This is a genomic window from Streptomyces sp. NPDC002896, assembly GCF_040295225.1.
In the GTDB taxonomy this organism is placed as follows: Bacteria; Actinomycetota; Actinomycetes; order Streptomycetales; family Streptomycetaceae; genus Streptomyces.
This window is the reverse complement of record NZ_JBEOVA010000035.1, coordinates 46,458-69,765: the sequence shown is the minus strand read 5'-3', so window position 1 is coordinate 69,765 and position 23,308 is coordinate 46,458. Positions and strand designations below refer to the sequence as shown.

Sequence of the window (23,308 nt, the reverse complement as noted above, 5' to 3'; positions counted from 1 at the left end):
GGTGGCGATACCGGAACTGGAGCCGACGAAGAGTCCGGCACCGATGACACCGCCGATGGCGATCATCGACAGGTGGCGGTTCTTGAGGCCTGCCTGGAGACCGTCCGAGGGGGGAGTCTGCTCGCGGGTGCTGGACGACACTTTGTTGCTGTTCGTCGTGCTCATGAACATCCTTGACTAGGGGTTCGAAGATCCAGGGTTCTGCTCCGCCCGGCCGGGAGCCTGGGGGCGGAGCGATGAGCGGGGTGCGGGTGCGCGCGCAACCGGATACGGACTGGCCTGTCCCGGAAGCGCTACCGCAGGTCAGCAGCGGGTGCACACCTGCACGTCTTGTGGAGGCAGGTGCGCAACGGTTTCCGCACTGGTTGCGATTCTTCGAGATCGCCCGGGTCAAAGCCGGAATGTGGGGCTTCCCGGATGTCTCATGGGCAGAAAGGCTAGGGAGGCGCTTCGGAATTCGTACATGCTCCATCGTGGAGGGCGGCCGCTCACTCATTGTCCGAAGTGGCGATTGCAAACAGGGCGGAGTCTGTACGGGGTACCTGTCGCCGGGGGCCGCTGACGCGATCGATCAGTTGTCGAGGGGAGAGGCACTCAACCCCGTGTGAAGGTACCGAGCCCGTTCTCGTCGAGTGCCTCCACGCGGACCTTGGTGATCTTGCCGTCGGAGTCCGCGGTGAATGTGACGCCGGAAAGGCCGGAGGCGTTCTCGCCGGTGGTCTCGTAGCTGAACGTGTCGCCGTCGTAGTGCCGGAGCTGGAACTTCGTCTTCTTCGGGCCCAGTTGCATGAACAGCGCGTCGTCCTTGGTGCTCACCGTCATCGGGCCGTAGAAGTCGTTGGTGTAGGTGCCGGTGTAGGCGCTGTTCGCCCGGGCCGGCCTGGGGTCGGCCGGGGGCTTGGAGTAGTCGGTCGGGGAGCGTTCGGCCTGCTCCTGCTGCTGGAAGATCCGGCCCATGAATCTCAGCCAGTCCACCGCGGGCCGGCCGGTCTGCGCGATATCGAAGAAGTTGGCCGCGATCGCCTCGGGGACGCCGACGGGCTCGCCGTTGGTGAGGACGACGATGCCGAGCTGTTCCAACGGCAGCATCGTGACGTTGGTCGCCGCGCCGAGGCCGAAGGCACCGGAGTGGCTGAGGCGCAGGCGTCCCTGGTCGTCGTAGCCGACGTTCCAGCCCAGGCCGTAGAACCCGGATCGGCCGGCCGGGGCCGACGGCGGCTGGGAGAGGATGTGCGGGACATGCGTCTCGTCCAGGGCCGCGGCGTCGACGATCTGCCGCCCGTCGAACTTTCCGCCGGCGAGCTGCAGCCGCAGCCACTTGGTCATGTCGCGGACCGTGGAGCTGGCGCCGCCGGCCGGGCTCTGCGCGTCGGCGTCCCGTACGTACCTGGCCTGCCAGGAGCCGTCCACCTTCACGTGCGTGGCGGCCTTGTTCGAGGCCCGCTCGTAGTCGGCGAAGGCGGAGCTGGTGGACGTCATGCCGAGCGGCTTGTACAACTCCCGCTCCGACAGCTCCTCCCAACTCGTCCCCTCCGCCGCGGCCACCGCCTCCGCGGCCGCCGTGACGCCGAAGTTGGTGTACGCGTACGAGGCGCGGAACGGCGCGAGGGGCTCGTAGCGCAGATGGCCGAGGATGTACGCGCGGTCGTAGCCGAGGTCCTCGAGGAGATCGCCCGCATGGTCGGGCAGACCAGTGCGGTGCGAGAACAGGTCGGCGATGGTCGTGTGGCTGGTGACCCACGGGTCCCGGAGCGCGAAGTCGCGGCTGTACTTCACCACCGGGTCGTCCCAGCCGACCGTCTTCCGGCCGACGGCTCCGGCGACGACGCTGGACGCGAGCGGTTTGGACACCGAGGCGAGCTGGAAGACGGTGTCGGCGTCGACCGCGCCCGGCTGCCCGACCGTGCGCGTGCCGAAGCCCTTCAGATAGACCACGCGGTCGCGGTGGACGACCCCGACGGCCACACCGGGCACGCCTGTCCGCCGCATGGCGTCGCGGACCACGTTGTCGAGCCGGTCGACCGCCGCGTCCACCCTTGTCTGCGTGAGCTGCGGCGGGGGTTGCGGCGGCGGAGCACTGGCGAAGGCCGAAGGCGACGCGGTGCCGTCCGGCAGCTCCACGGTGAGTGCCCGGGGACCGGTACAGCCGGCCGTGACCACGATCGCCACGAGGCCCAGCGCCGCGACGGTCCGGCGACACGCCGTACGCACCCGGTCGAGGCAAATCATGTCCACCAGTCAATCCCAGGTGCGTACGCGTGTCGCATCTTCGGCGGCGAACGGGGTGACTGCCGCCCGACATTGCGGAAGGCTGCCTTCACCTTGCGGGAACCGCCTCCCCGAGGCCGCGGTGGATGGGAACATGTGCGCCCTCGCATGCAGGGGGCTGCATGCCGGGACCGCACAAGGGGGGACGGGGTGGATCAGGCATGGGTGAAAATCGCTACGGGGGTGGCGATCTGGATGCTGGCGGCCGTCGGCGGATTCGCCATCATCATCGTGTCCCGCGCGATCACGTCGGTCGTGCAGTACGTCCGAGGCAGCGGCCGAGTGCTGCCCATGATCATTCATCATGACCAAGGGCCGGAGTCCCTGAACGGCGGGCACGGCAACGGTGGAAGGAGCGCGGATCTGGCCGTGCACCTGGCGGCGCATCTCGGCGGCGCCTCGGGCGGGAACATCCTTGCGCCGGGCAGTTCCTCGTCGCCCGTACCCGACCGGGCTCCGCAGGCGTCGGTCACACCCCACGGATGGATCGAGACCCTGATGCGTGCCGCCGTGGCGCGCCCCCGGGCGTACCACATCCACCTGCGAGAGCTTGCGCCCACGGACGACGGGCAGCGGCGTGTCGCCGTGCGCATCGTGCGCGCACCCCGCAACGAGATCGTGGCCGCGCACGTGGTGCAGCACCAGGACGAGGAGAAGCTCGTCGAGGAACTGAGCTGCTACTGCACCGTGCAGGTCCACTCCCGCCCCGAGATGCTGCACCGCATACCGCGCTGGGAGCGGTGGGGATACAACGTGCGCGGATACAGCGAGTACCGGCGGGGGATCGACCTCCAGGAGACGGCTCAGCTGCAGGAACAGCTGAGCCGTATGCCGGCCTTCACGCTCTCCTGGGGCGTCCGCCGCCGCTACGCTCCGGCGCAGGCCGCCTTCCAGGCCGCCGCCTCGTATGCGCCGTCCAATCTCACCATCCAGCTGCACCAGGCCGCGCTCCACGAGGTCGTCGGCGCGTACCGGCCGCAGGAGTACAAGAAGGCCATCGCGATCTACCAGCAGTGCACCGAGCTGTGGCCGGGGCATCTGGAGACCGCCTACCGTACGGCGATCGCCTACTCCAGGTCGGCGACACCGTCGGACCGCAACAACGCGCACTCGAGCGATCGCGACCTGGCCCGCGCCCACGAGATCGGACTCGAGCACTTCCAGGATCTGGCCAAGCGGCTGCGCTGGCGCTCGCTGTTCCTGCTGTGGGCGCGTACCTGGATACCCGGCGGGCGGCGCAACAGCGGAGAACGCCGGTACTGGGCGACCTGGCTCACCCCGATGCCGCCCCTCCCCGCACGCAGAAGCCGCCGCCGCACCTTCCAGGGAGCGGTCGCCATCGCGCAGGCCGCGCACGTCCTGCGGGCGGCGCTGCGCATCCACCCGCACAGCGCCGAGGCGCGGACCATGCGCCGGGACCTGGAGAAGGCCTTCGAGGTGGTGGCCGACCAGGTGCTCGTACGCAGCCGGGGCCCCGGCCACGTGAGGCTGCTGTACCCCGAGCGCGGGCACTGGCAGAACGGCGTCCACAACGCCGAAGAGCATCCGGCACAGGACCAGAACCGGCCGACCTCCCGGCACTGGGGCCCGTTGCGCAAGCAGTCCGCGGGATGGCTCGCCCACTACAACGCAGCCTGCTTCCTCGCCCTCGCCATGGATCTCCAGCCCGCCTTCCGGCCCTGCGGCGTCGTCAGCGACAAACACTGGCGTGAGGACTGCGCCAGATCGGCCCTCAACCAGCTCGACAACGCCCGGCGCACACCGGACACCCAGCTCATCCCTGAGTGGGTGCCTCACGACTTCGACCTGCACGCCCTGTGGAAGGAGAAGCCGGGTTACCGGTGGGCCGTGTCCATGGGCGTCTCGCCGCCCCGCCGGTCCTGAACGGACACCCTGGACAACGGCAGCCGGAATACATGCCAGTTGTGGGGAGTGTGACGGCAACCAGTAGGGTCCGGCTGGTGCGTACGGCCGGAAGGCCGCTCGTGCTTGCGGCCGTGCGTGGCCGAGGTATTCGTCGGGGTGACGGGTGTCGTCGAGTGACGGGGGACGGAGAACGATGCGGCGCTGGGTCAAGGTGTCGGTGGCGGCCGCGGTGGTCCTGGGCGTGGGCGGCTGGATCGCCCAACCCTATGTGCAGGACTGGGCGCTGGCCCGCAACGCCTGCGGCGGGGCACTGCCCGGCGACGCCGTGGAACAGCTCGCACCGGATGACTCGCACCTCAAGGACGAGGAGTCCGGGCGGTACGAGGAACTCGGCTCCTACTGGTGCAGTCTCGGCATCGAGGGCTCCGAGGTCCACGACGAGCGGCTCCTGGAGATGCAGGCGTACACCCGGCGCGACGATCAGGACCGGGAGTTCATGTCGGTCTTCCCGGAGGAGGGCTTCTCCGCGCAGGCTCCGCTGCCCGCCGGGCTGCCCGGATTCATCGACAGGTACAACGCCATCCAGCTCCTGCTGGACTGCCCGGATCTCGGCAAGGACGCCGAGGGCAGACAGCGCAAGCTTCTGGTCCGGACCTGGATGGGGCGGGACGTCAAGGTCGGGGTCCCCGGAGCCGCGTACCGGACGGCGGTTGCGCTGGCCAACTCGGCCTCCGACAAGTTCGGTTGCGGCGCCGAGCCGCTCAAGGAACCGGACGGCGACGCCGTCCCCGTCGACTCCGAGGACGACCCGAAGACCGTGCCGCTGTCGGAGGCGGCCGGCACGCCGTGCGGCTGGCTGACGAAGGCCGGGCTCCCCGAGAGCACCGCCTGGCGTGTCGCTGTGGGGATGAACGACGCCGCCCCCACAGGGCATTGCGACGTGTCCACCACAGATGCCGAGGATCCGGCCGAGCAGGACACGCAACTCGTCTTCGTCGCCTGGTACGGCGACTGGAGCAACCGCCTCACCGCCGAGGACGGCAACGGCGAGCGCCTGTCCCTGACGGCCACCGCGCACTGTGACGGCGAGGCCGCCAACTTCGCGCTCTCCGCCAACGACGACATCCCCGGCGTCGGCACGGCCGCGAAGCAGCGTCTGCTGAAGGACTTCGCCCAGGACCAGGTACGCCGCCGCGGCTGCTCGGGTCTTCGGTTCTCCTTCTGACCGCAGCTTCCGGCCTGGCCGCTGCTGGTCTGGCGTACGGCCTTCGATCAGAACATCAGCCACAGAGCGCGGACGTACGCGTCGTCCAGCAGCTGCCGCATGGCCGCGGCCCTTCGAGCCGGTATGTTCCGCTCCTCGGCCCACCGGTCCAGCACCGTGAACAGCTGGTGGCGTCCGTCCGTCAGGTCGCCCCGTACCGGCCCGGAAACCGGCCGGTCCGCGATGTCCCCCATGGGCGGGCGGGTGTCCAGTTGCCGGGACGCGGGCCGGAAGGTGCCCCGCGTGTGCCTGCGCACGGCGGCGTCGAAGGCGGCGAGATCGGAGATCGTCCCGTCCCTGGTGTAGCGGGCGCGGTACTTCATCAGATTGCCGACGCGGTCCGCCAGGTGCTGGAGGTCGTTGTCGGGCCAGGTCGTCGCGGTCGAGTAGCGGTCGCGACCCGAGGGGCGGAAGCCGGGGTCGCCGCCCTGGCGGTCCAGCCGTTCCAGGTAGTACGCGAACCAGGCGCGCTGGGCGTCGTAGAGGATCGCGAACGCCTCGGGGTCCTTGGCGAGTTCGGCGACGAGTCGCTCGATGTCGGCGTCCGTTTCGCCGAGGGGGTCGGCGTACTCGAAAGCGGCATGCGCTTCGCTGGGAGCGAGGAAGCGGCCCATCCACACATAGCCGTTCTCGTCGGGTTGCGCCTGCTCGGCAGGCAGAGCCGGACCGGTGGCCTCGTCGTCGTACAGGCCGTCGTCACGCCTGGCGTCCACCACGTACTCGGCGACCATCCGGGCCGCACCGGGCGCCAGCCCCGGCGGCAGCTCGGTACCGCTGAGGACGGCGGCGACCGCATAGGCGCTGCGGGCCTGCGCCATGGTGTGCGGCTCACCCCGGCCCGACGCACGCGTGGCCGCATCGACGACCCGGCCCAGGACGCGGGCGCCGTCTCCGCACACCTGCTCGTGCGCCAGCAACTTCCTCGCCGAGCCGAGGCGGGTGAGGTCATCGCCCGGATCGAGGGTCTTGGTGGCCGCCGCCGGGTCGTCGGCGAGAGCGCGTGCCGAGGCGGGCACCTCCCAGCAGGGCTCGTCGTCACCGTCCGCGAGCGCCAGCGGGACCGCCACGCCGGCGGCCGCCAGCACGGCCACGGCGACCACCGAGACGATCAGCGGGTGCTTCCCCAGCGGTTGCCGCCTCAGGCGGCTCAGACGGCCACTCGCACCGTCGCTCTCTGCACCGCGCCCGCCACTCCCGTCACTCATGCTTCCCCCATCACGCATCCGGGCAGAGTAGCGAGGACCGCTGCGCGCGGTGTGGCCGGGGCGGTGCCGGTCGGACGGCCTGTCAGCTCCGTACCGGCCTCGGTGGCTTCGGCGCCGCATTCCCGAGCCGGATGCCGCTGAACCCCAGCGTGCTGCCGATCACCGCGTCCCAGAACTCCCAGAGGTTGTCGAGCACGCGCAACTGGATGCCCGCCGACCTGTGGAGCTCCAGCAGATCGCCGACCGGCTCGGCGGGGCCGAGCGGCTCGACGGGCTCGACGGCCACATGGGCGTGCGGTACGGGCTCGCCGAACGGCCGGAAGGGGGTGGCCGGCAGCCTGTACGCGAACAGCTCGGCGCTCAGGAACCGCTTCACCCAGCCGTACTCGATCGCATGCACGCGCTCACCGCCGCCCGGCCCGAGAATGCGCTCCCGGTCGCTCTCCGAGGTGCCCGGCACGGTCCAGGCCATGGCCCGCGGACACTGGCGGGGAAACCAGTAGTCCGGGGCCCGGACATCGTCGACGGCCCACACGTACGCCTCCGGCTGCCGGGCGGTGGCGGCGACGTGGGGACGGAACACCGTGATGGCGGGGTCTTCCGAGAAGTGCAGGACTTCACCAGGTCGTGGACGCATGGTTCCTGGTCTACCGCACACCCGCCACAGAGCAGTGTCGAACGGCGCGTTGACCGCATTGACCTGATCGTTACGCGGACCAAAGGGGCGAGTGGCACGTTCTGGTGCGTATGCGGAGTCCTGCGTCTTGACGTGTTGATCAATGACGCAGGAAGCTGAGCCGCCCCCCACGGCGTCTCCCTCCTTCCCACGTTGGACTGCCCATGCGCAAGCTCGCTTCCGCCAGCGCAACCGTGGCCGCCGTCGCGGTCTCGCTGGTCATATCCCCCTCCGCCTTCGCCACCGCTCCAGGCGACAACGGCACCGTGAAGATTCACGACGCCACCACCGGTGAGGAACTCCGCAAGAACGAACCGCACGTCTGCACCTTCTACCTCGACGCCTTCGGATTCGACGCCGGCCAGCAGGTCGACTGGCACATCGAGGCCTGGGCCCCGACGGCCGACGTCAAGGGCGAGACGGTCAAGACCGGTTCGCTGACCCTCGACGCCGAAGGCCACGGCCGCACGGACGACCTGTCCCTCCCGGACGGGCACTACAAGCTGTTCTGGAACTTCGACGGTGAGAACGGCAGTGCCAAGCACAAGGTCTTCTGGACCGACTGCGAGGACGACACCGGGACCGGTGCCACGCCGTCCGGGTCTGCGTCCGGATCCGCATCCGCCGCGCCGTCCGGCACCGCCGAGCCGACATCGTCGGCCTCTTCGGCTGAGGTGGCCCCGGCGGCGTCGTCCTCGCCCTCCGCACAGGGCGCCGAAGGCGACCTCGCCGAGACCGGCAACGGCGCACCGGTCGGCATCCTGTCGACGGCGGCGGCAGCCCTCGTCGCGGCGGGCGGCTACCTGGTGTTCCGGCGCCGCAGGTCCGCGACCGGCCAGGACTGACCGTTCCCGGTCCCGGCCGACAGGTGACGGTGCCCCCGTGCTCGTACGAAGCACGGGGGCACCGCTGCGTCCGGGACGAACGGTGATCTTCGCGGATCAGGCCGCCACGATGCCGGTCAGTGCGGGCCGTTCGGAGCGAACTCCGTGCCGCAGGGGCCCGCGCCCTCGCTCTCCGGGAGGGCGATCCGGTGGCCGTCCATCGTCAGGGAGTCGTACCAGTTGCCGATCCGCTGCGCCGAGCGGCCGGCGTAGTGGCAGATGAACGAGCGGCGGAAGCGGTCGGTGGTGCGGTTCGGCTGGGAGCCGTGGACCAGGCTGCCGTTGAAGAAGAGCACGTCGCCGGGGGACATGTCGACGGGTACCGCGGTCAGGCCGGGCGGCGGAGGCACGTACTCGCGCGCGAACGACACATCCGGGTCTGCCTCCTCCGGGCAGAACAGGTCCATCCGGTGCGTGCCCGGCACCACTTCGAGGCCGCCGTTGTCGCGGTCGATCACATCGCAGGCGATCCAGGCGGCCACACAGGTGCCCGGTTCCACCCGCAGATAGAAGTTGTCCTGGTGCAGGGCCTGGCCGCGTGCGCCCGGCGGCTTGAAGTAGAACATGCTCTGGGCGGCCAGGACTTCCTCGCCCAGCAGAGTCTCCAGGATGCCGCGCAGCCGCGGTTCGAGGAGGAATCGCAGGGCGAGGTCGTTGATCCGGTGCGGGTGCATCACCCGGGGGTAGAGGTGCAGCGGATCGGCGGGACCACCGGTCTCTGTTGCGCGTGGCTCGAAGTGCCCGGGTACGGGACCGGCGGCTTGCAGGGCCGTGAACTCGGCGTTGAGTTCGTCGATTTCGGCGGGGCGGAACAGCGCGCGCACCACCGTGAAGCCCTCTTCGTCGAACTGCCGGCGGGAGGCTTCGGCGAGCGAGGCGCCGTCGCTGTCGACGTCCATATCTGTGACTGCCATGCGCTGGACCCTTCCGGTCGGCGGAGTATGCAGGTCACGCTAGGTCGTGACCGGAGCGGGGAGGATGCCTGTGCATGCTGATGGATTGCCCGAGGCTGCTGTTTCGTCTGCGGAGGCGTCCGAGGTGCCCGCTGCCGCGGCTGCGTCTTCGCGTACCGACCCGTCCCCACCGCCCGGCCTGGTGACGATCGGCTGCTTCGACCAGCCGTCGGGATACACCGTGAACCGGCCGCTCGGCGCCGACAGTTGGCTGTTCACCTGGACCACGGGCGGGTGCGGACGGCTCGTCCAGGGCGCGGTGCCGGTGGAGGCGGCCGCCGGGGACCTGGTGGTGCTGGGCCCCGGCACGCCGCACCGGTACGCGGTCGGTCCCGGCGCACCGCACTGGGCGTTCTGGTGGGTGCACTGCCAGTCCAGGGGGTCGTGGTCCACGTGGCTGCGCCCGTATGCCCGGGGCGACCGGACGTACGCCGTCACGCCTGCGATCGGTATACGCGGACGCGTCGACTCGGCGTTCCGCCGGATGCTCGCCGACGCCCGCTGGACGGGGCACGGCGCCCCGCCGCCGGACACGGGGCCGACGACCGGGCAGGTCGCCGTCGCCCACGGCACCGCGGCGCGGGAACTGGCGCTCTGCTCCCTGGAGGAGATCGTGCTGCTCGCCACTGCCACCGCACGTGCGGAGCGGTACGAGTCCGGCGTCGACCCCCGGGTGCGGCAGGCCGGGGACCTGATGGACGCCGATCCGGGAGCGCCCCACACGGTGCGGTCGCTGGCCGCCGAAGTCGCGCTGTCGCCGTCCCGGTTCGCGCATCTGTTCACGCAGCAGGTCGGTCAGTCGCCGATGCGGGCGCTGCAACAAGCCCGGTTGCGTCATGCCGCCCGGCTGCTGGAAGTCACGGAACTGCCGGCGGAACGGGTGGCCGCGCTGTCCGGCTTCACCAGCCCGTTCCACTTCAGCCGGGCCTTCCGGCAGCGGTACGGCTCCCCGCCGGGCGCCTACCGGTCCGATTTGCGGCAACGCGCTTCGGGGGAGTGGCGGTAGGTGCCGCCCGCGGGGCTACGGGGTTTCGGCCCGGGGACGGGTGGCGATGGCCGCCACGATGACCAACGGCACCACGGCCAGCCCGAGCGCTGACGCGGGTCCTGCGCGGAGGTGGAGCAGGCCCCCGAACACAGCCCCGACGATCATCGCGGCGACCGAGCACACGCGACGCAGGAGGGCGAACCCGGGAGCGTCCGCGGCCAGCCCGGTGAGGGTGGAGGTCAGGACGACGGTGGTGCTCAGTTCGGGTACGGCGAGCTTGCGCACGGCGGCGTTCTGAAGGCCCATACCGCCAGCGAGGAGCGCGATGAGAACGGCACGGGCCACTGTGCCGTACTGGCCCGCCAAGCCGGCGACCGCCACCCCGATGGCGACGAGGACCGCGTGTACCGCGGTGGCCCGGACCAGCACCCGCTGCGGGTCGAGAGCGCGCAGGTGCAGCCGCCCGGTCGACCACGCCCCCAGCACGAACGCGCCGATGGCCAGCGCGGACGCCCAGGCCGAGAGACCGCCCGCGCCTGCCACGGCGAAGCCCAGGAAGACCACGTTCCCGGTCATGTTGGCGACGAAGACGTGCCCGAGGCCCAGGTAGCTCACCGCGTCGACGATGCCGGTGACGACGGTGAGCAGAACGAGCAGGGCCGGCACGGCACCGAAGGTGTTCGTGCCGTGCGGGAACATGCGGTCGGAAACACGGAGCAGAAGCGCTCTCATACGGGCCTGCCTTGCATACGGAACTTGCCTTGTCGCGTTAGGGTGACCGGCCTTCTGCGGAGTCTTCGGCGGTTGCACCACCGGTGGTGCGCTGGTGCCTGGTTGCGTGCTGCCCATAGTGGGGGCGTTGGGTACGCGCGTCGCGTAGGCGCCGCCGTGCCAGCTGTACCTGGGCCTGATCCTCGTCGTCGAGTGCGGACCGCGCGGCTACGACGCCGGGCATATCTCGTTCTGCAGGGTGACCCCGCGTAGGTACCCCGTCAGGCCGGCGAGCTCGCCGCCGACGGGTCGCGGCTGTCGTACTCGGCCGGCAGGGCGGCCGTCGGGACGATCAGGTCGGCGCGGTGACGGCTTTCGGCGACCAGGTCGGCGTTGCGCTGGTCGGTGCCCAGCACCCATGCCACCGCTGTCTCGTGGTCCTTACCGAACTGCTCGTGCCGGGTGACGAGGCGACGTACGCGCGCGCCCTCGTCGAGCTCGCAGTACCAGACCTCGTCCAACTGGTGCCGGACACGCGCCCACGACCCCTCGTCCAGCAGAAGGTAATTGCCCTCGGTGACGATCAGCCGCGCGGTGCGCGGCACGGGGATGGTGCCCGCGATGGGCTGTTCCAGAATGCGCTCGAAACCCGGCGCGTAGACGATGTCGTCCTCGTCGTCGCGCAGGCGGCGCAGCAGCGCCGCGTAGCCCGCGGCGTCGAAGGTGTCGGGTGCGCCCTTGCGGTCGCGGCGGCCCAGGCGGTCCAGTTCGACGTCGGCGAGATGGAAGCCGTCCATCGGCACATGGGCGGCCCAGGGTGGTCCGTCGGCGTTGAGTCGCCGGACCAGCTGTTCGGCGAGCGTGGTCTTTCCGGCGCCCGGGCTGCCGGTGATGCCGAGGAGCGCGCGGTGACCCGGCCCTACGAGAGACGTGGCCCGGGTGACGAGGTCGTCGAGCGTCATCGCCGGGTACCGCTCGCCGAGTGTGCGCAGCCGTTCGGGATGGTGATCCTCGGTGTGCATGGGCTCAGTGTCCCGCTGCGCACGTCGGCTGAGAACACCGGGGTCGGCCGAGGGCGCCGCGCTGCTCCATCCGGGTCAAGGTGCCCCATCCGCTCCGGGACCCCTCCGCGGTTCGCCCGTTACACAAGTGCGGGCCGGGCTGGGCCGAGGCCGCCCGGCGGCGCAGGGAATGTACGGAATCGTGTACGAGATGGCGGGTTGATCGTTGAGAACGGAAACCATGAAGGCAGCGGCAGCCGAAGCGTGGGCCGCGGCCGGGACCGGACCTGAGCGCAGGACTGCCGGCCGCCGGCGCGCCGTAGGGGCGGCGACGGTGGTGGCCGCGTTGAGCTTCGCGGGGGTGGTCGGCTGCGGATGGCAGGCCTCTGGTTCGGACGGCCGGAACGGCGACTGGCTGACGGCGGGGGCGTCGAACTCGGCCTCGGCCGGGTCCCTTTCGCCCTCGTCGAGGAAATCGATCGAATCGCCGAATGCGCCGGACTCTGCCTCGTCCGGCGCCGCGGCGGCTCGCCGAAACGCCGGCGACTCCGATGTACAGGCCTGCTTCGACGGGACATGCCAGATCGCGGTGTCGGAGCCCACGGACATCCCCGTCGACAGCCGCTTCGGGATCGACTTGGTCTCCGTCACCCTGGTCACCCCCGACACCGTGTCGATGCGGGCGACCGGAAACGGCAACTCGTTGCGGACCACGAGCGGCGCCGGCGGCATCTGCATTCTCAACGGCCTCACCATCAGGGTGAAGTCGGTCGATGATGGAACGGCCGTTCTCGCCTTCTCGTCCACCACCTAGATCCGCAGGGGTGAGGGGGGCCAAGGACCCGCCCGCTTCTCGCGGACCCTGATTGCGCGGTGCGCGGTGTCGCTCCGCTTCCCCGCGTCTGGATGTGGGGTCCTTGGCTCCACTTTCATTGGACCACCGGTGGGCCGTACGCACCAGGCGTCAGCCGTGAAGGCGTACCGGAGCCAGCCCCGTCAGCCGAGGAGGCGTACCGGTGACCCGGCGAGGAACGCCTGGATGTTCTCGACGGCCTGGCTGTAGTACGTCTCGTAGTTCGCGTGGGAGACGTAGCCGAGGTGCGGGGTGGCGAGCAGGCGGGGTGCCGAGCGCATCGGGTGATCGGCGGGCAGCGGCTCGATGTCGAACACATCGACCCCGGCCCCGGCGATGCGGCCGTCCCGCAGGGCGCCGAGCAGCGCGTCCTGGTCGACGATGGCCGCACGGGAGGTGTTGACGAGGTAGGCCGTCGGCTTCAGCAGGGCCAGCTCGGCTGGGCCGATCAGATTGCGGGTGCGGTCGCTGAGCGCGAGGTGGATGGAGACGAAGTCGCTTCCGGCGAGCAGTTCCTCCTTGGAGGCGGCCAGCTCCACGCCGACCTCCTCCGTGCGCTTCTCGGTGAGGTTCTGGCTCCAGGCCACCACCTCCATGCCGAAGGCGAGTCCGACCTGGGCGACTCTGCTGCCGATCTTGCCGAGCCCGAGCAGACCGAGCCGGCGGCCGTGCAGATCGGCGCCCACCGTGATCTGCCAGGGGCCGCCGTCCCGCAGCGCGTTGTTCTCGGTGACGATGCCGCGGGCCAGGCCGAGCAGCAGCGCCCAGGTCAGCTCGACGGGGGGTGTCGAGGAGCTCGCCGTGCCGCACACGGTCACGCCGCCCGCTTCGGCGGCGGCGTAGTCGATCACCGAGTTGCGCATCCCGGAGGCGATCAGCAGCTTCAGACGCGGCAGCCGCGAGAGCAGCGAGGCGGGGAACGGCACGCGCTCGCGGAGGGTGACGACGATGTCGAAGTCGACGATCGCCGCGGCCAGTTCGTCCTCGGTGGCGAAGTGCTCAGTGAAGGTCACGACCTCCACGTCAGCCGCGATGGGTGACCAGTCGGCGACGGTGGTCGCGGCGCTCTGGAAGTCGTCGAGCACGGCGCAGCGAAGGTGCATGTCGGTTCTCTCCAAGGCTGGTGTCGCGGTGGTCACGGCAGAGACTCACCGGCCGGGACGCCCGGCCCCCTCGGCTCTTCGTCCCGGCCCCTGTGATTCTCTCTGTTCCGCTTCAACGCGGGCGCACGGGGTCGAGCGCGCTGGTTCCCGCCTCATCCCTCACCCTGGTGGTGACCACCGTGGACCTCACCCGTGGTGCACCGATCCCAGGCGGGCCAGCTCTTCCGACGAGAGCCGCAGCGCGCCGGCGGCCACGTTCTCGACCAGATGGTCCGGGTTGCCGGTGCCCGGGATGGCGAGCATATGCGGCCCCTGGTGCAGGGTCCACGCCAGCCGTACCTGCGCCTCAGTCGCGCCGTGTGCGCGGGCGACGGCGAGTACTGCGCTGCCCTGGCCGTTCTCGCCGCCATCAGTGCTCGCGCCGAATGCACCGCCTTCACCGGCGATCGCGAAGAACGGCCCGAACGCGATCCCCTGCTCGCCGCAGGCCCGGAGCACCTCGTCGGAGTCCTCGTGCCCAGTGCCCAGTCCGTACCGGTTCTGCACGCAGACCACCGGGGCGATGGCCTGGGCCTCGGCGAGGTGCGCGGGGCCGACATTGGAGATGCCCAGGTGGCGTACGAGTCCTGCGTCGCGCAGCTCGGCCAGCGCACCGAAGTGCTCGGCCAGCGAGCCGGGGCCGTTGAGGCGCAGGTTCACCACGTCGAGGTGGTCGCGGCCGAGCTGGCGCAAGTTCTCCTCGACCTGGCCGCGCAGCTGCTCGGGAGTGGCCCAGGGCAGCCACTCGCCGGACGGGTCGCGGCCCGGCCCGACCTTGGTGACGATGACCAGGTCGTCCGGGTAAGGGGACAGCGCCCGGTTGATCAGCTCATTGGCGGAGCGCAGCGACGAGAAGTAGAACGCGGCGGTGTCGATGTGGTTGACGCCGAGCTCGACCGCGCGCCGCAGCACGCTGATCGAGCGTTCGCGGTCGCTCGGTACGCCGAGGTCGAAGTCGGCGCTGCCGGTCAGGCGCATCGCGCCGAATCCCAGGCGGTTGACGGTCAGGTCGCCGAGCTTCCACGTACCCGAGGCCGCCGCGTTGATCGTCTCTGCGGTCATCGTGGGAGTCTGGCACACGGTCCTCTGGGTGCCCAGAGCGCCGCTCAGCGGCTGGTCGGGAGGCCGGAAGCGAGACGGGCGTGCTCTGATGGAGGTATGCCCGTGTTCGTCGGTACCTCCGGGTGGCAGTACCGGGACTGGCGTGGAGTCCTGTATCCGGCCGACATGCCCCAGCGGCTGTGGCTGGAGGAGTACGCCGCACAGTTCGCCACGGTCGAGATCAACAACGCCTTCTACCGGCTGCCCACGCGGGAGACGTTCGCCGCATGGCGGGGCCGTACGCCGCAGGGCTTCGTCGTCGCCGTCAAGGCCAGCCGCTTCCTGACCCATATCAAGCGGTTGCGGGACCCGGAGGAGCCGGTGCACCGGCTGATGAGCCATGCCGCCGGTCTAGGCGACCGGCTCGGCCCGGTGTTGTTGCAGCTCCCGCCCACCCTGCGCGGGGATCCCGCACTCCTGGACGACTGCCTGAGCTGGTTCCCCGCCGGTACCCGGGTAGCGGTCGAGCCTCGCCATGACTCCTGGTGGACTCCCGACGTCCGGGCGGTGCTCGAGAACCGGCGTGCGGCATTGTGCTGGGCCGACGTGGAGGCCCGGCCCGTCACGCCGCTGTGGCGGACCGCCGACTGGGGCTATCTGCGCCTGCACGTCGGACGGGCCAGGCCGTGGCCCCGCTACGGCCGGCAGTCGCTCCACACATGGGTGCGGCGCCTCGCCGACACCTGGCCGGACAGGTGCGACCTCCATGTGTACTTCAACAACGATCCCGGCGGAGCCGCGGTCCACGACGCCATCGTCTTCGCGCGTGCCGCGACGTCGGAGGGAATGACCGTCAGCCGTACCCCGAGGCGCCTGCCGACACGCCCCGGAACCGGAATCGGCACCGGCACCGGTGCCGAAAAGAGCAGTGCGGCCGGCGCCGCGTGACTACAGCTGGGGCAGCGGCTGCTCGGCCCAGATGATCTTGCCTTCGGGGGTGTAGCGGGTGCCCCAGCGTTCGGCGAGCTGGGCGACGAGGAACAGGCCGCGTCCGCCCTCGTCCGTGGTGGCTGCGTACCGCAGGTGCGGCGAGGTGCTGCTGGCGTCGAAGACCTCGCAGATCAGGCTGCGGTCGCGCAGCAGACGGACGCGGATCGGTTCACCGCCGTAGCGGATGGCGTTGGTGACCAGCTCGCTGAGCAGCAGCTCCGTGGTGAACGCCATGTCGTCCAGTCCCCACTCGGCAAGCTGGCGGACGACCGAGGACCGCACTTCGGCGACGGCCGCGGGGTCGGAGGGCACGTCCCATTCGGCGATGCCGTCGGCATCCAGGGCGCGGGTGCGGGCCACGATCAGGGCGATGTCGTCGCTCTGCCGGGCCGGCAGCAGGGCGTCGAGAACCGCCCGGCAGGTGTCGTCCGGTGACCGGTCGGCCCCGGCCAGAGCCGAGCGCAGGAGCTCCAGTCCGATGTCGATGTCGCGGTAGCGGTCCTCGATGAGCCCGTCGGTGTAGAGGACCAGCTTGCTGCCTTCGTCCAGGACCAGCTCCGCCGTCTCGAACGGCAGTCCTCCCAGGCCGAGCGGCGGGCCCGCGGGCACCTCGGGGAACTCGACCGTGCCGTCGGGACGGACCAGCGCCGGCACGGGGTGGCCGGCCCGGGCGACGGTACATCGCCGGGAGACGGGGTCGTAGATCGCGTACAGACAGGTGGCGCCGGTGATCGTGGCGCTGCCGCCCGCCGCGGCCTCGTCCTGGTCGATGCGGCTGACCATGTCGTCGAGGAGACCGAGGAGCTCGTCGGGCGGCAGGTCCAGAGTGGAGAAGTTGTGCACCGCGGTGCGCAGCCGCCCCATGGTGGCGGCGGCGTGCAGACCGTGGCCGACGACGTCGCCCACGACGAGCGCGACGCGGGCGCCGGGCAGCGGCATGACGTCGAACCAGTCACCGCCGACCCCCGCCTGCGCGGGCAGATAGCGGTAGGCGACGTCGAGTGCGGTCTGCTCGGGCAGATTGCGCGGGAGGAGACTGCGCTGCAGCGTCACGGCCATCGTGTGCTCGCGGGTGTAGCGGCGCGCGTTGTCGATGGAGACCGCGGCGCGGGCGACGAGCTCCTCGGCGAGGGCCCGGTCGTCGTCGTCGAAGGGCTCGGGCTTCCCCGAGCGCCAGAAGTTGGCCATGCCCATCACCACGCCGCCCGCGCGCAGCGGGACGGTGACCAGTGAGTGGATGCCGAATTCCAGGACCTGCTCGGTGCGTTCCGGGTCCTGTTCCAGCCACGCGGGCGCAGACCTCAGGTCGGGCTCGACGACTCCCTGCCCGGTGGCCAGGCCCCGGGCTTGGGGCGTGGAGCCGACGACCCTGATCTGCTCGCCCACCTGGTAGAGAGGAGCGTCCTTCTGGATGCCGTTGAACGCTGTGCGGTGCAGTTCGGTGACCGCGCCGTCCGGCTCGTCCCCGTTCAGGACGGCGTTCACCAGGTCCACGCTGACGTAGTCCGCGAAGCGCGGCACGGCCACCTCCGCCAGCTCCTCGGCCGTGCGGGTCACATCCAGGCTCGTGCCGATGCCGACTCCGGCGTCGTACAGCAGTTTGAGGCGTTCCCGTGCCACCTCGGCCCTGCCGGACAGGGCGCGCAGCTCGGTCGAGTCGCGGAGCGTCGCGACGCTGCCGCGCGGGCCGCCGTCGCGGTCCGTGGGCCGGTTGTTGACCGCCACCAGCCGGTCCCCGACCAGGTGCACCTCGTCGGTGGCGACCCGCCCGGAGGCCAGCAGCCCGGCCGTGTCGGAGTCGAGGCCGAGTTCCGAGACGTGCCTGCCCTCGGCGTCCTTGGGTAGGCCGAGCAGCCTCTGCGCCTCGTCGTTGGCGAGTACCAGCCGGCCCTCGCCGCTGAGGATGAGCACCCCTTCCCGGACGGAGTGCAGCACCGCGTCATGGTGCTCGTACATCCGGGTCATCTCGTACGGGCCGAGGCCCCGGGTCTGGCGCATCAGCCGTCTGCTCGCCACGGCCGTCCCCGCCGTGGCGAGGGCGAGGGCGGTGGCCGCGGCGGCGAAGAGGATCGGCATCTGCTCTTCGACGTAGCCGCCCACATGGGCGGTCGTGATGCCGGCGGACACCAGTCCCACGACCTTGCCGTCGGAGTCCTTGACGGGAACCACTGCCTGCACCAGCGGGCCTATGGTCCCCGTGATCTCCTCGGTGACGGGTTGGCCGGCGAGGGCGGGACCGATGTTTCCGACGAACTTCTTCCCGATCCTGTCCTGTTTGGGGTGCGTGTAGCGGATCCCCTCGGTGTTCATGACGACGATGAAGTCCACGTGCGACTGCTTGCGGGCCGCCTCGGCGCGCGGCTGGAGCAGTGCGGTGGGGTCGGGGGCGGCCAGTGCCTCGGCGGTGCCCGGGGAGTTCGCGAACGTCTCCGCCACAGCGAGCGAGCGGTTGCGGGCCTCTTGGCTGCTGTCGTGCCGTACCTGCAGTACGAGCGCCACGGCCGCGGCCACGACCAGCAGCAGCACGATCACCACATGCAGCACGAACACCTGGCCGGCGATGCTGCGCCTGCTCAGGGCCGACCGCAGCCTCGCAGTCCACGGGCGCCGGGGGCCGCCGCCGTGTTGTCCGCCCAGTTCGACAGAGAGCGGTCGGTGTGGTGGTGTCTGCCGGTCCCGCGGCGTCTGCCGGGATCGCTGCCCAGGCCCTTCGGGCGGGTCAGCCAGTCGGCATGCGGCCTCCGGTCGGCGCCCTGGGCGCAGACCGGTGAATGTGAGGCCCGACTGGGCCCAGGATCGACCCAAGAGTCGGACCATAGGCCATGTTTACACTGCCCCGGTCCCATAGGGCGAGCCGCATCACGTTCTGTAACAGAAATGCGTTCGGGCCGAAGCACCGGGGTCGGGACGGAGGGGCGGCGCCGCGGCAGCCGTGGTCACTGCTCCGACTTGGCGTCGATCTCGGCGATCAGGGCCTCGATACGGGTCCTGATCTCGTCGCGGATCGGGCGCACGGACTCGACGCCCTTGCCGGCCGGGTCCTCCAGGGCCCAGTCGAGGTACTTCTTGCCGGGGAAGACGGGACAGGCGTCACCGCAGCCCATGGTGATGACGTAGTCGGACGCCTGAACGGCCTCGGTGGTCAGCACCTTGGGCCGCTGCCCGGAGATGTCGACGCCGACCTCCTTCATCGCTTCGACGGCGGCCGGGTTGACCTGGTCGGCCGGGAGAGACCCGGCGGAGCGGACCTCGACGCGGTCCCCTGCGAGGTGGTCGAGGAATCCGGCGGCCATCTGCGAGCGCCCGGCGTTGTGGACGCAGACGAACAGTACGGAGGCGAGCGGGGTGGAGGGCATCGGCGCTTCCTGGTCTGGTGTCGGCTGTGCGGCTCAGGCGGCTGTGGTGCCGGCTCATGCTGGTGCGGATTGCTGGTGCGGTGCCGGCTCACGCTGGGTGGTGTCAGCTCGGGCTGATGTGACAGTATCAGTCCATGCTGACGTCAGTCGATACTGAGTTGATGCGGGTGCTGGCCGACCCGCTGAGGCTGAAGATCGTGTCCCTCCTCGCCCGCGAGACCCTGTGCACCACGCACCTGGTGGAGGAGACGGGCGCGCGGCAGACCAACCTGTCCAACCATCTGCGGGTGCTGCGCGAGGCCGGGGTGGTGGAGACGGAGCCCTGCGGCCGGTTCACGTACTACCGGCTCAAGCCGGAGGTCATCACCTCACTCGCCGACTCGTTCGCGGAACTCGCCGCCAGCGCCCTCGCCACCGCCGAGAGCGGTTCCAGGCGCGCCTGCCCCTGATCTCCGCCCCCGCCTCGCCTGCCCCTGATCTCCCATCCCCGTCCAGCATCCCCCTCTCTCCGTCGTACGAGGAGCCCTAGTGACCGCCACCGACTCCCTGCCTGAGGCTGCGCCGGAGCGCGCATCGGCTGCCGCGCCGCAGCGCGAACCGGATGGGGCGCTGCCGCGTACGCCGCTCGCCCGGCGGGCCGCCGCCGAGCTGGTGGGGACGGCCGCCCTGGTGGCCGTCGTGGTGGGTTCGGGCATCCAGGCCACCCGGCTGAGCCAGGACGTCGGAGTCCAGTTGCTCGCCAACTCGATCGCCACGGTCTTCGGCCTCGGCGTGCTGATCGCCCTGCTGGGACCGGTGTCGGGAGCGCACTTCAACCCCGTGGTCACGCTCGCCGAGTGGTTCACGTCCCGGCGCAGCGGCTCCGGAATCACGGCCCGGGAACTGCTGGTCTGCATACCGGCCCAGATCGTGGGAGCGATCGGCGGGGCCGTCATGGCGAACGCCATGTTCGCCGAGCCGGCGGTGAAGTGGTCGACCCATGAGCGTTCGGCCGGGCACCTGCTGCTCGGCGAGGTCGTCGCCACCGCCGGGCTGATCCTGCTGATCTTCGGGCTCGCCCGAACCGGCCGGCTGCACCTCGCACCGGTCGCGGTCGCCTCGTACATCGGCGCCGCCTACTGGTTCACCTCGTCCACGTCGTTCGCCAATCCGGCCGTGACGATCGGCCGGGCCTTCTCCGACACCTTCGCGGGCATCGCGCCCGGCTCGGTGGCCGGTTTCATCGCCATGCAGCTGGTCGGGGCGGCGGTGGGGCTGGGCCTGGTTGTCCTTGTGTTTGGGCGCCCGGGCGGCGGGCCGGACGTCGACGGTTGATCAACCGGCGAGAGGCTGTCCGGAATCTGTGTCGGCCGTAACGGCAGCGCCTCGCCCGTCGCCGCGCGAGGTCAGACCGCGGCGGCGGACGTGAGCAACCGGCTCATGGCGGCCAGTACCGACGGCTCCACGCGGTAGTAGACCCAGGTGCCGCGCCGTTCGGAGGTCAGCAGCCCGGCCTCCTTCAGCTTCTTCAGATGGTGCGAGACGGTCGGCTGGGAGACGCCGACGTCGGAGATGTCGCAGACGCACGCCTCGCCGCCCTCGTGCGAGGCGACCAGCGAGAACAGCCGCAGCCGGACCGGGTCGCCGAGCGCCTTGAACATCCTCGCGGTCCGCTCCGCATCCTCGGCGGTCAGGGGCCGTTCGGTCAGCGGCGGGCAGCAAGGCGCCACGGCCGCGGGGGCCGCGGGTTCCAGTATCGGAAGCACCTCGGTATTCGACATACGTCTATGTTGACACACGTCGAATCCACGAAGGCTTCCGTCGAATCCGCGAAGATTTCCGGTCGACCTCCCGTCTGCGGCGAGTGCCTGCGGGTTCTATTTCGATGAATGCCTATGTTGACGGATGTCGATGCAGGTGCCATGCTGGCCGCGCAGGACATCGACAGGTATCGAAACAAGGAGTCGATCGTGAACGCGCCCGCCACCACCGAACTGCCTGTCCTCGTGATCGGTGCCGGTCCCATCGGCCTGGCCGCCGCTGCCCATCTGATCGAGCGCGGCCTCGAACCCCTGGTCCTGGAGGCAGGTCCCGCTGCGGGCGCGTCCGTGCGGGAGTGGTCGCATGTGCGGCTGTTCTCCACCTGGGCTGAGCTCGTCGACCCTGCCGCCGAGAAGCTGCTCGCCCCGACCGGCTGGGTCAGGCCGGTCGGCGCGACGTACCCCACCGGCGGCGACTGGGTGACGCGCTACCTCCAGCCGCTGGCCGACGTTCTCGGCGACAGGGTCCGTTACGGCGTGACCGTCACCGGGGTCGCACGGGCGGGCAGGGATCGGATCGTGGACTCCGGCCGTGAGGCACAGCCCTTCACCATCCACCTCGCCACCGCCGACGGCACCGAGGAGCGCATCACCGCCCGCGCCGTCGTCGACGCCTCCGGCACCTGGACCACCCCCGGCCCGCTCGGCGGCGACGGCCTCCCGGCGCTCGGCGAGAAGGCAGCCGCCGACCGGATCTCCTACCGCATCCCCGACCTCAACGACCCTGCCGTACGCGCCCGTTACGCGGGCCGGCGCACCGCAGTCGTCGGCTCCGGCGCATCGGCCTTCACCACCCTGGTGGCCCTCGCCGATCTCGCGAAGAAGGAGGGGGACGGCACGCATGCCGTGTGGATCCTGCGCCGCGGGTTCAGCGGGTCGACGTACGGTGGGGGAGCGGCCGATCAGCTGCCCGCCCGCGGTGCCCTCGGTTTCGCCACGAAGGCCGCCGTCGATGCCGGGCACGCCTCCGCCGTCACCGGCTTCCGCACCGAGGCCGTCGAACGCGGCACCGACGGCCGCCTGACGCTCGTAGCCGAGGACGGCAGGTGCACCGAGCCGCTCGACGAGGTCATCGTGCTCACCGGATTCCGTCCCGACCTGTCCTTCGTCACCGAGATCCGCCTCGGACTCGACGAACGTCTCCAGGCCCCGGTCGCGCTCGCGCCGCTGATCGACCCGAACGTCCACTCGTGCGGCACGGTCTACCCGCACGGCGTGAACGAGCTCTCCCATCCCGAGCAGGACGTCTACCTGGTCGGCATGAAGTCCTACGGCCGCGCTCCCACCTTCCTCGCCATGACCGGCTACGAGCAGGTCCGCTCCGTCGCCGCCGCGATCGCCGGAGACCGTGAGGCCGCCGAGCGCGTGGAGCTCACGCTGCCCGAGACCGGCGTATGCGGCGGCGCGGGACTGTTCGACGAGCTCGGAGCCGAAGAGACGGACGCCGGACGGGGCGGTGGGAACGGCGGCTGCTGCACGGCGCCGACCACGCTCCAGATCGGCGTCGGCGCCCCCGCCCCCACCGGCGGTTGCTGCGCCACCACATGACGGTGACGGCGAGGCTCCCTCAGCCGCCCGCCCGCTCGCCGCCGGCGACTCGTCAGTCCCCTTCGGGGACATTCAACTCGCCAGCGGCGGCGAGATGGTCGAGCACGCGCTCGCTGATCTCGGTGAGGATGGCGAGCTCCTCCGGCGACAACAGGTCGATGAAGTGTTCCCGCACGTTGGCCACATGGCTCGGTGCGGCCCGCTCGATGGCCCGGAGACCCTCCGTGGTCAGGGAGACCACGGCGCTGCGGGCGTCATCGGGGTTGGGCTCGCGGCTGATCAGGCAACGCAGCTCCATACGGCGCAGCTGGTGCGACAGCCGGCTCTTCTCCCACAGGAGCCGACAGCGCAGCTCGAGCGAGGTCATCCTCCTGGCCGGATGCTCGGACAGCACCACAAGGATCTCGTACTCCGGTTCGGACAGCCCCCAGTCGCGCAGCAGTTGCTGGTTGAGCCAGGCGCCCAGCAGACGACGGGTGCGTAGATACGCGCGCCAGGCGCGGTTCTCCTCGGTGCTCAGCCACTGGGGGGTGTCTGTCATGGCCGTGATCGTACGAGCACAGTTGATATGTACCTGGTGTGTCTTCCCAGCGTGGCGGCCCGATGACGTCGGATGGGCGCACCGTCGGCCCGAAGCCACTCTGCCGGTGCTGCCGGGTGGTGCAATCCAATCGCTCGGGGGGCGGTTCGTGAGAAGGGCGCCGCTACGGCATCGAGGCGCGCGTGCTCGACGCGGCGGAGGCGGTGACGCCGGCCCCCGCAC

The 23,308-nt window shown here is 70.7% G+C and carries 21 protein-coding genes and 1 pseudogene; 8 read left to right on the top strand and 14 right to left on the bottom strand.

The genetic code is table 11. The features are described from left to right. Together ABT009_RS39435 and ABT009_RS39430 are read right to left on the bottom strand one after the other, a co-directional pair. Positions 1–165, bottom strand: a pseudogene (locus ABT009_RS39435) (amino acid transporter); the annotation flags it as partial. 429 nt (positions 166–594) lie between these two features. Beyond that, positions 595–2,229 carry a serine hydrolase gene (locus ABT009_RS39430; protein WP_351306176.1) on the bottom strand — a complete coding sequence of 545 codons (1,635 nt, stop codon included), beginning with the start codon at positions 2,227–2,229 and terminating at the stop codon, positions 595–597. A 204-nt stretch (positions 2,230–2,433) separates the two neighbouring features. Between ABT009_RS39430 and ABT009_RS39425 the strand changes: the two genes are divergently transcribed. Next, a complete protein-coding gene (locus ABT009_RS39425) occupies positions 2,434–4,152 on the top strand; it encodes a hypothetical protein (protein WP_351306162.1) in 1,719 nt (572 codons plus the stop codon). 175 nt (positions 4,153–4,327) lie between these two features. Further along, complete coding sequence (locus ABT009_RS39420) at positions 4,328–5,359, top strand: hypothetical protein (RefSeq protein WP_351306160.1); 1,032 nt, start codon at positions 4,328–4,330, stop codon at positions 5,357–5,359. 47 nt (positions 5,360–5,406) lie between these two features. Here ABT009_RS39420 and ABT009_RS39415 read toward each other — a convergent pair whose 3' ends face one another. Then, entirely contained in the window at positions 5,407–6,603 is a 1,197-nt protein-coding gene (locus ABT009_RS39415) for a hypothetical protein (protein WP_351306158.1), read from the bottom strand. Positions 6,604–6,685: 82 nt separating this feature from the next. After that, a complete protein-coding gene (locus tag ABT009_RS39410) occupies positions 6,686–7,240 on the bottom strand; it encodes a DUF6886 family protein (protein WP_351306156.1) in 555 nt (184 codons plus the stop codon). A gap of 203 nt (positions 7,241–7,443) precedes the next feature. Between ABT009_RS39410 and ABT009_RS39405 the strand changes: the two genes are divergently transcribed. Further along, positions 7,444–8,124 (top strand): LAVTG motif-containing sortase-dependent surface protein, encoded by a 681-nt coding sequence (locus ABT009_RS39405; protein WP_351306154.1) that lies wholly within the window; start codon positions 7,444–7,446, stop codon positions 8,122–8,124. A gap of 116 nt (positions 8,125–8,240) precedes the next feature. On the opposite strand, the gene ABT009_RS39400 is transcribed toward ABT009_RS39405, so the two are convergent. Next, entirely contained in the window at positions 8,241–9,062 is an 822-nt protein-coding gene (locus ABT009_RS39400; RefSeq protein WP_351306174.1) for a phytanoyl-CoA dioxygenase family protein, read from the bottom strand. A gap of 85 nt (positions 9,063–9,147) precedes the next feature. Between ABT009_RS39400 and ABT009_RS39395 the strand changes: the two genes are divergently transcribed. After that, complete coding sequence (locus ABT009_RS39395) at positions 9,148–10,122, top strand: helix-turn-helix domain-containing protein (RefSeq protein WP_502990045.1); 975 nt, start codon at positions 9,148–9,150, stop codon at positions 10,120–10,122. A 15-nt stretch (positions 10,123–10,137) separates the two neighbouring features. Here the strand turns inward: ABT009_RS39395 and ABT009_RS39390 are convergent, their stop codons facing one another. From ABT009_RS39390 to ABT009_RS39370, 5 genes are all read right to left on the bottom strand, one after another. After that, positions 10,138–10,836 carry a YoaK family protein gene (locus tag ABT009_RS39390; protein WP_351306152.1) on the bottom strand — a complete coding sequence of 233 codons (699 nt, stop codon included), beginning with the start codon at positions 10,834–10,836 and terminating at the stop codon, positions 10,138–10,140. Between the two features lie 260 nt (positions 10,837–11,096). Continuing rightward, on the bottom strand, positions 11,097–11,777 hold the full coding sequence (locus ABT009_RS39385; RefSeq protein WP_351306170.1) for a nucleoside/nucleotide kinase family protein: 681 nt from the start codon (positions 11,775–11,777) through the stop codon (positions 11,097–11,099). Positions 11,778–11,912: 135 nt separating this feature from the next. Beyond that, positions 11,913–12,623 carry a hypothetical protein gene (locus ABT009_RS39380; RefSeq protein ID WP_351306150.1) on the bottom strand — a complete coding sequence of 237 codons (711 nt, stop codon included), beginning with the start codon at positions 12,621–12,623 and terminating at the stop codon, positions 11,913–11,915. 189 nt (positions 12,624–12,812) lie between these two features. Beyond that, positions 12,813–13,772, bottom strand: coding sequence for a D-2-hydroxyacid dehydrogenase family protein (locus ABT009_RS39375; RefSeq protein WP_351306148.1), 960 nt, complete (start codon positions 13,770–13,772; stop codon positions 12,813–12,815). Between the two features lie 186 nt (positions 13,773–13,958). Then, on the bottom strand, positions 13,959–14,873 hold the full coding sequence (locus ABT009_RS39370) for an oxidoreductase (RefSeq protein WP_351306146.1): 915 nt from the start codon (positions 14,871–14,873) through the stop codon (positions 13,959–13,961). A gap of 96 nt (positions 14,874–14,969) precedes the next feature. Between ABT009_RS39370 and ABT009_RS39365 the strand changes: the two genes are divergently transcribed. Continuing rightward, the gene (locus ABT009_RS39365; RefSeq protein ID WP_351306144.1) at positions 14,970–15,800 is read left to right on the top strand and encodes a DUF72 domain-containing protein; all 831 of its coding nucleotides are present in this window, start codon (positions 14,970–14,972) and stop codon (positions 15,798–15,800) included. Here the strand turns inward: ABT009_RS39365 and ABT009_RS39360 are convergent, their stop codons facing one another. Continuing rightward, positions 15,801–18,659: a SpoIIE family protein phosphatase gene (locus tag ABT009_RS39360; RefSeq protein WP_351306142.1), complete on the bottom strand. Its 2,859-nt coding sequence runs from the start codon at positions 18,657–18,659 to the stop codon at positions 15,801–15,803. It lies immediately after the preceding gene. 119 nt (positions 18,660–18,778) lie between these two features. Then, positions 18,779–19,198, bottom strand: a complete 420-nt coding sequence (locus ABT009_RS39355) for an arsenate reductase ArsC (protein WP_351306140.1) — start codon at positions 19,196–19,198, stop codon at positions 18,779–18,781. 134 nt (positions 19,199–19,332) lie between these two features. On the opposite strand from ABT009_RS39355, the gene ABT009_RS39350 reads away from it, so the two are divergent. Both ABT009_RS39350 and ABT009_RS39345 read left to right on the top strand, forming a co-directional pair. Then, positions 19,333–19,647 carry an ArsR/SmtB family transcription factor gene (locus tag ABT009_RS39350; RefSeq protein ID WP_351306138.1) on the top strand — a complete coding sequence of 105 codons (315 nt, stop codon included), beginning with the start codon at positions 19,333–19,335 and terminating at the stop codon, positions 19,645–19,647. Between the two features lie 79 nt (positions 19,648–19,726). Next, positions 19,727–20,512, top strand: coding sequence for an aquaporin (locus tag ABT009_RS39345; protein WP_502990044.1), 786 nt, complete (start codon positions 19,727–19,729; stop codon positions 20,510–20,512). A 71-nt stretch (positions 20,513–20,583) separates the two neighbouring features. Here the strand turns inward: ABT009_RS39345 and ABT009_RS39340 are convergent, their stop codons facing one another. Then, positions 20,584–20,958 carry an ArsR/SmtB family transcription factor gene (locus tag ABT009_RS39340; protein WP_351306136.1) on the bottom strand — a complete coding sequence of 125 codons (375 nt, stop codon included), beginning with the start codon at positions 20,956–20,958 and terminating at the stop codon, positions 20,584–20,586. 189 nt (positions 20,959–21,147) lie between these two features. Between ABT009_RS39340 and ABT009_RS39335 the strand changes: the two genes are divergently transcribed. After that, positions 21,148–22,545: an FAD-dependent oxidoreductase gene (locus ABT009_RS39335; protein WP_351306134.1), complete on the top strand. Its 1,398-nt coding sequence runs from the start codon at positions 21,148–21,150 to the stop codon at positions 22,543–22,545. A 52-nt stretch (positions 22,546–22,597) separates the two neighbouring features. Here ABT009_RS39335 and ABT009_RS39330 read toward each other — a convergent pair whose 3' ends face one another. Beyond that, entirely contained in the window at positions 22,598–23,086 is a 489-nt protein-coding gene (locus ABT009_RS39330) for a MarR family winged helix-turn-helix transcriptional regulator (RefSeq protein ID WP_351306132.1), read from the bottom strand. Between the last annotated feature and the right edge of the window lie 222 nt (positions 23,087–23,308).

What these genes read in the sequence shown, in the direction of transcription:
- ABT009_RS39430 (WP_351306176.1), bottom strand. Translation starts at nt 2,229, where the DNA reads ATGATTTGCCTCGACCGGGTGCGTACGGCGTGTCGCCGGACCGTCGCG.
- ABT009_RS39420 (WP_351306160.1), top strand. Translation starts at nt 4,328, where the DNA reads ATGCGGCGCTGGGTCAAGGTGTCGGTGGCGGCCGCGGTGGTCCTGGGC.
- ABT009_RS39415 (WP_351306158.1), bottom strand. Translation starts at nt 6,603, where the DNA reads ATGAGTGACGGGAGTGGCGGGCGCGGTGCAGAGAGCGACGGTGCGAGT.
- ABT009_RS39410 (WP_351306156.1), bottom strand. Translation starts at nt 7,240, where the DNA reads ATGCGTCCACGACCTGGTGAAGTCCTGCACTTCTCGGAAGACCCCGCC.
- ABT009_RS39405 (WP_351306154.1), top strand. Translation starts at nt 7,444, where the DNA reads ATGCGCAAGCTCGCTTCCGCCAGCGCAACCGTGGCCGCCGTCGCGGTC.
- ABT009_RS39400 (WP_351306174.1), bottom strand. Translation starts at nt 9,062, where the DNA reads ATGGACGTCGACAGCGACGGCGCCTCGCTCGCCGAAGCCTCCCGCCGG.
- ABT009_RS39390 (WP_351306152.1), bottom strand. Translation starts at nt 10,836, where the DNA reads ATGAGAGCGCTTCTGCTCCGTGTTTCCGACCGCATGTTCCCGCACGGC.
- ABT009_RS39385 (WP_351306170.1), bottom strand. Translation starts at nt 11,777, where the DNA reads ATGACGCTCGACGACCTCGTCACCCGGGCCACGTCTCTCGTAGGGCCG.
- ABT009_RS39375 (WP_351306148.1), bottom strand. Translation starts at nt 13,772, where the DNA reads ATGCACCTTCGCTGCGCCGTGCTCGACGACTTCCAGAGCGCCGCGACC.
- ABT009_RS39370 (WP_351306146.1), bottom strand. Translation starts at nt 14,873, where the DNA reads ATGACCGCAGAGACGATCAACGCGGCGGCCTCGGGTACGTGGAAGCTC.
- ABT009_RS39365 (WP_351306144.1), top strand. Translation starts at nt 14,970, where the DNA reads ATGCCCGTGTTCGTCGGTACCTCCGGGTGGCAGTACCGGGACTGGCGT.
- ABT009_RS39360 (WP_351306142.1), bottom strand. Translation starts at nt 18,659, where the DNA reads ATGGTCCGACTCTTGGGTCGATCCTGGGCCCAGTCGGGCCTCACATTC.
- ABT009_RS39355 (WP_351306140.1), bottom strand. Translation starts at nt 19,198, where the DNA reads ATGCCCTCCACCCCGCTCGCCTCCGTACTGTTCGTCTGCGTCCACAAC.
- ABT009_RS39350 (WP_351306138.1), top strand. Translation starts at nt 19,333, where the DNA reads ATGCTGACGTCAGTCGATACTGAGTTGATGCGGGTGCTGGCCGACCCG.
- ABT009_RS39340 (WP_351306136.1), bottom strand. Translation starts at nt 20,958, where the DNA reads ATGTCGAATACCGAGGTGCTTCCGATACTGGAACCCGCGGCCCCCGCG.
- ABT009_RS39330 (WP_351306132.1), bottom strand. Translation starts at nt 23,086, where the DNA reads ATGACAGACACCCCCCAGTGGCTGAGCACCGAGGAGAACCGCGCCTGG.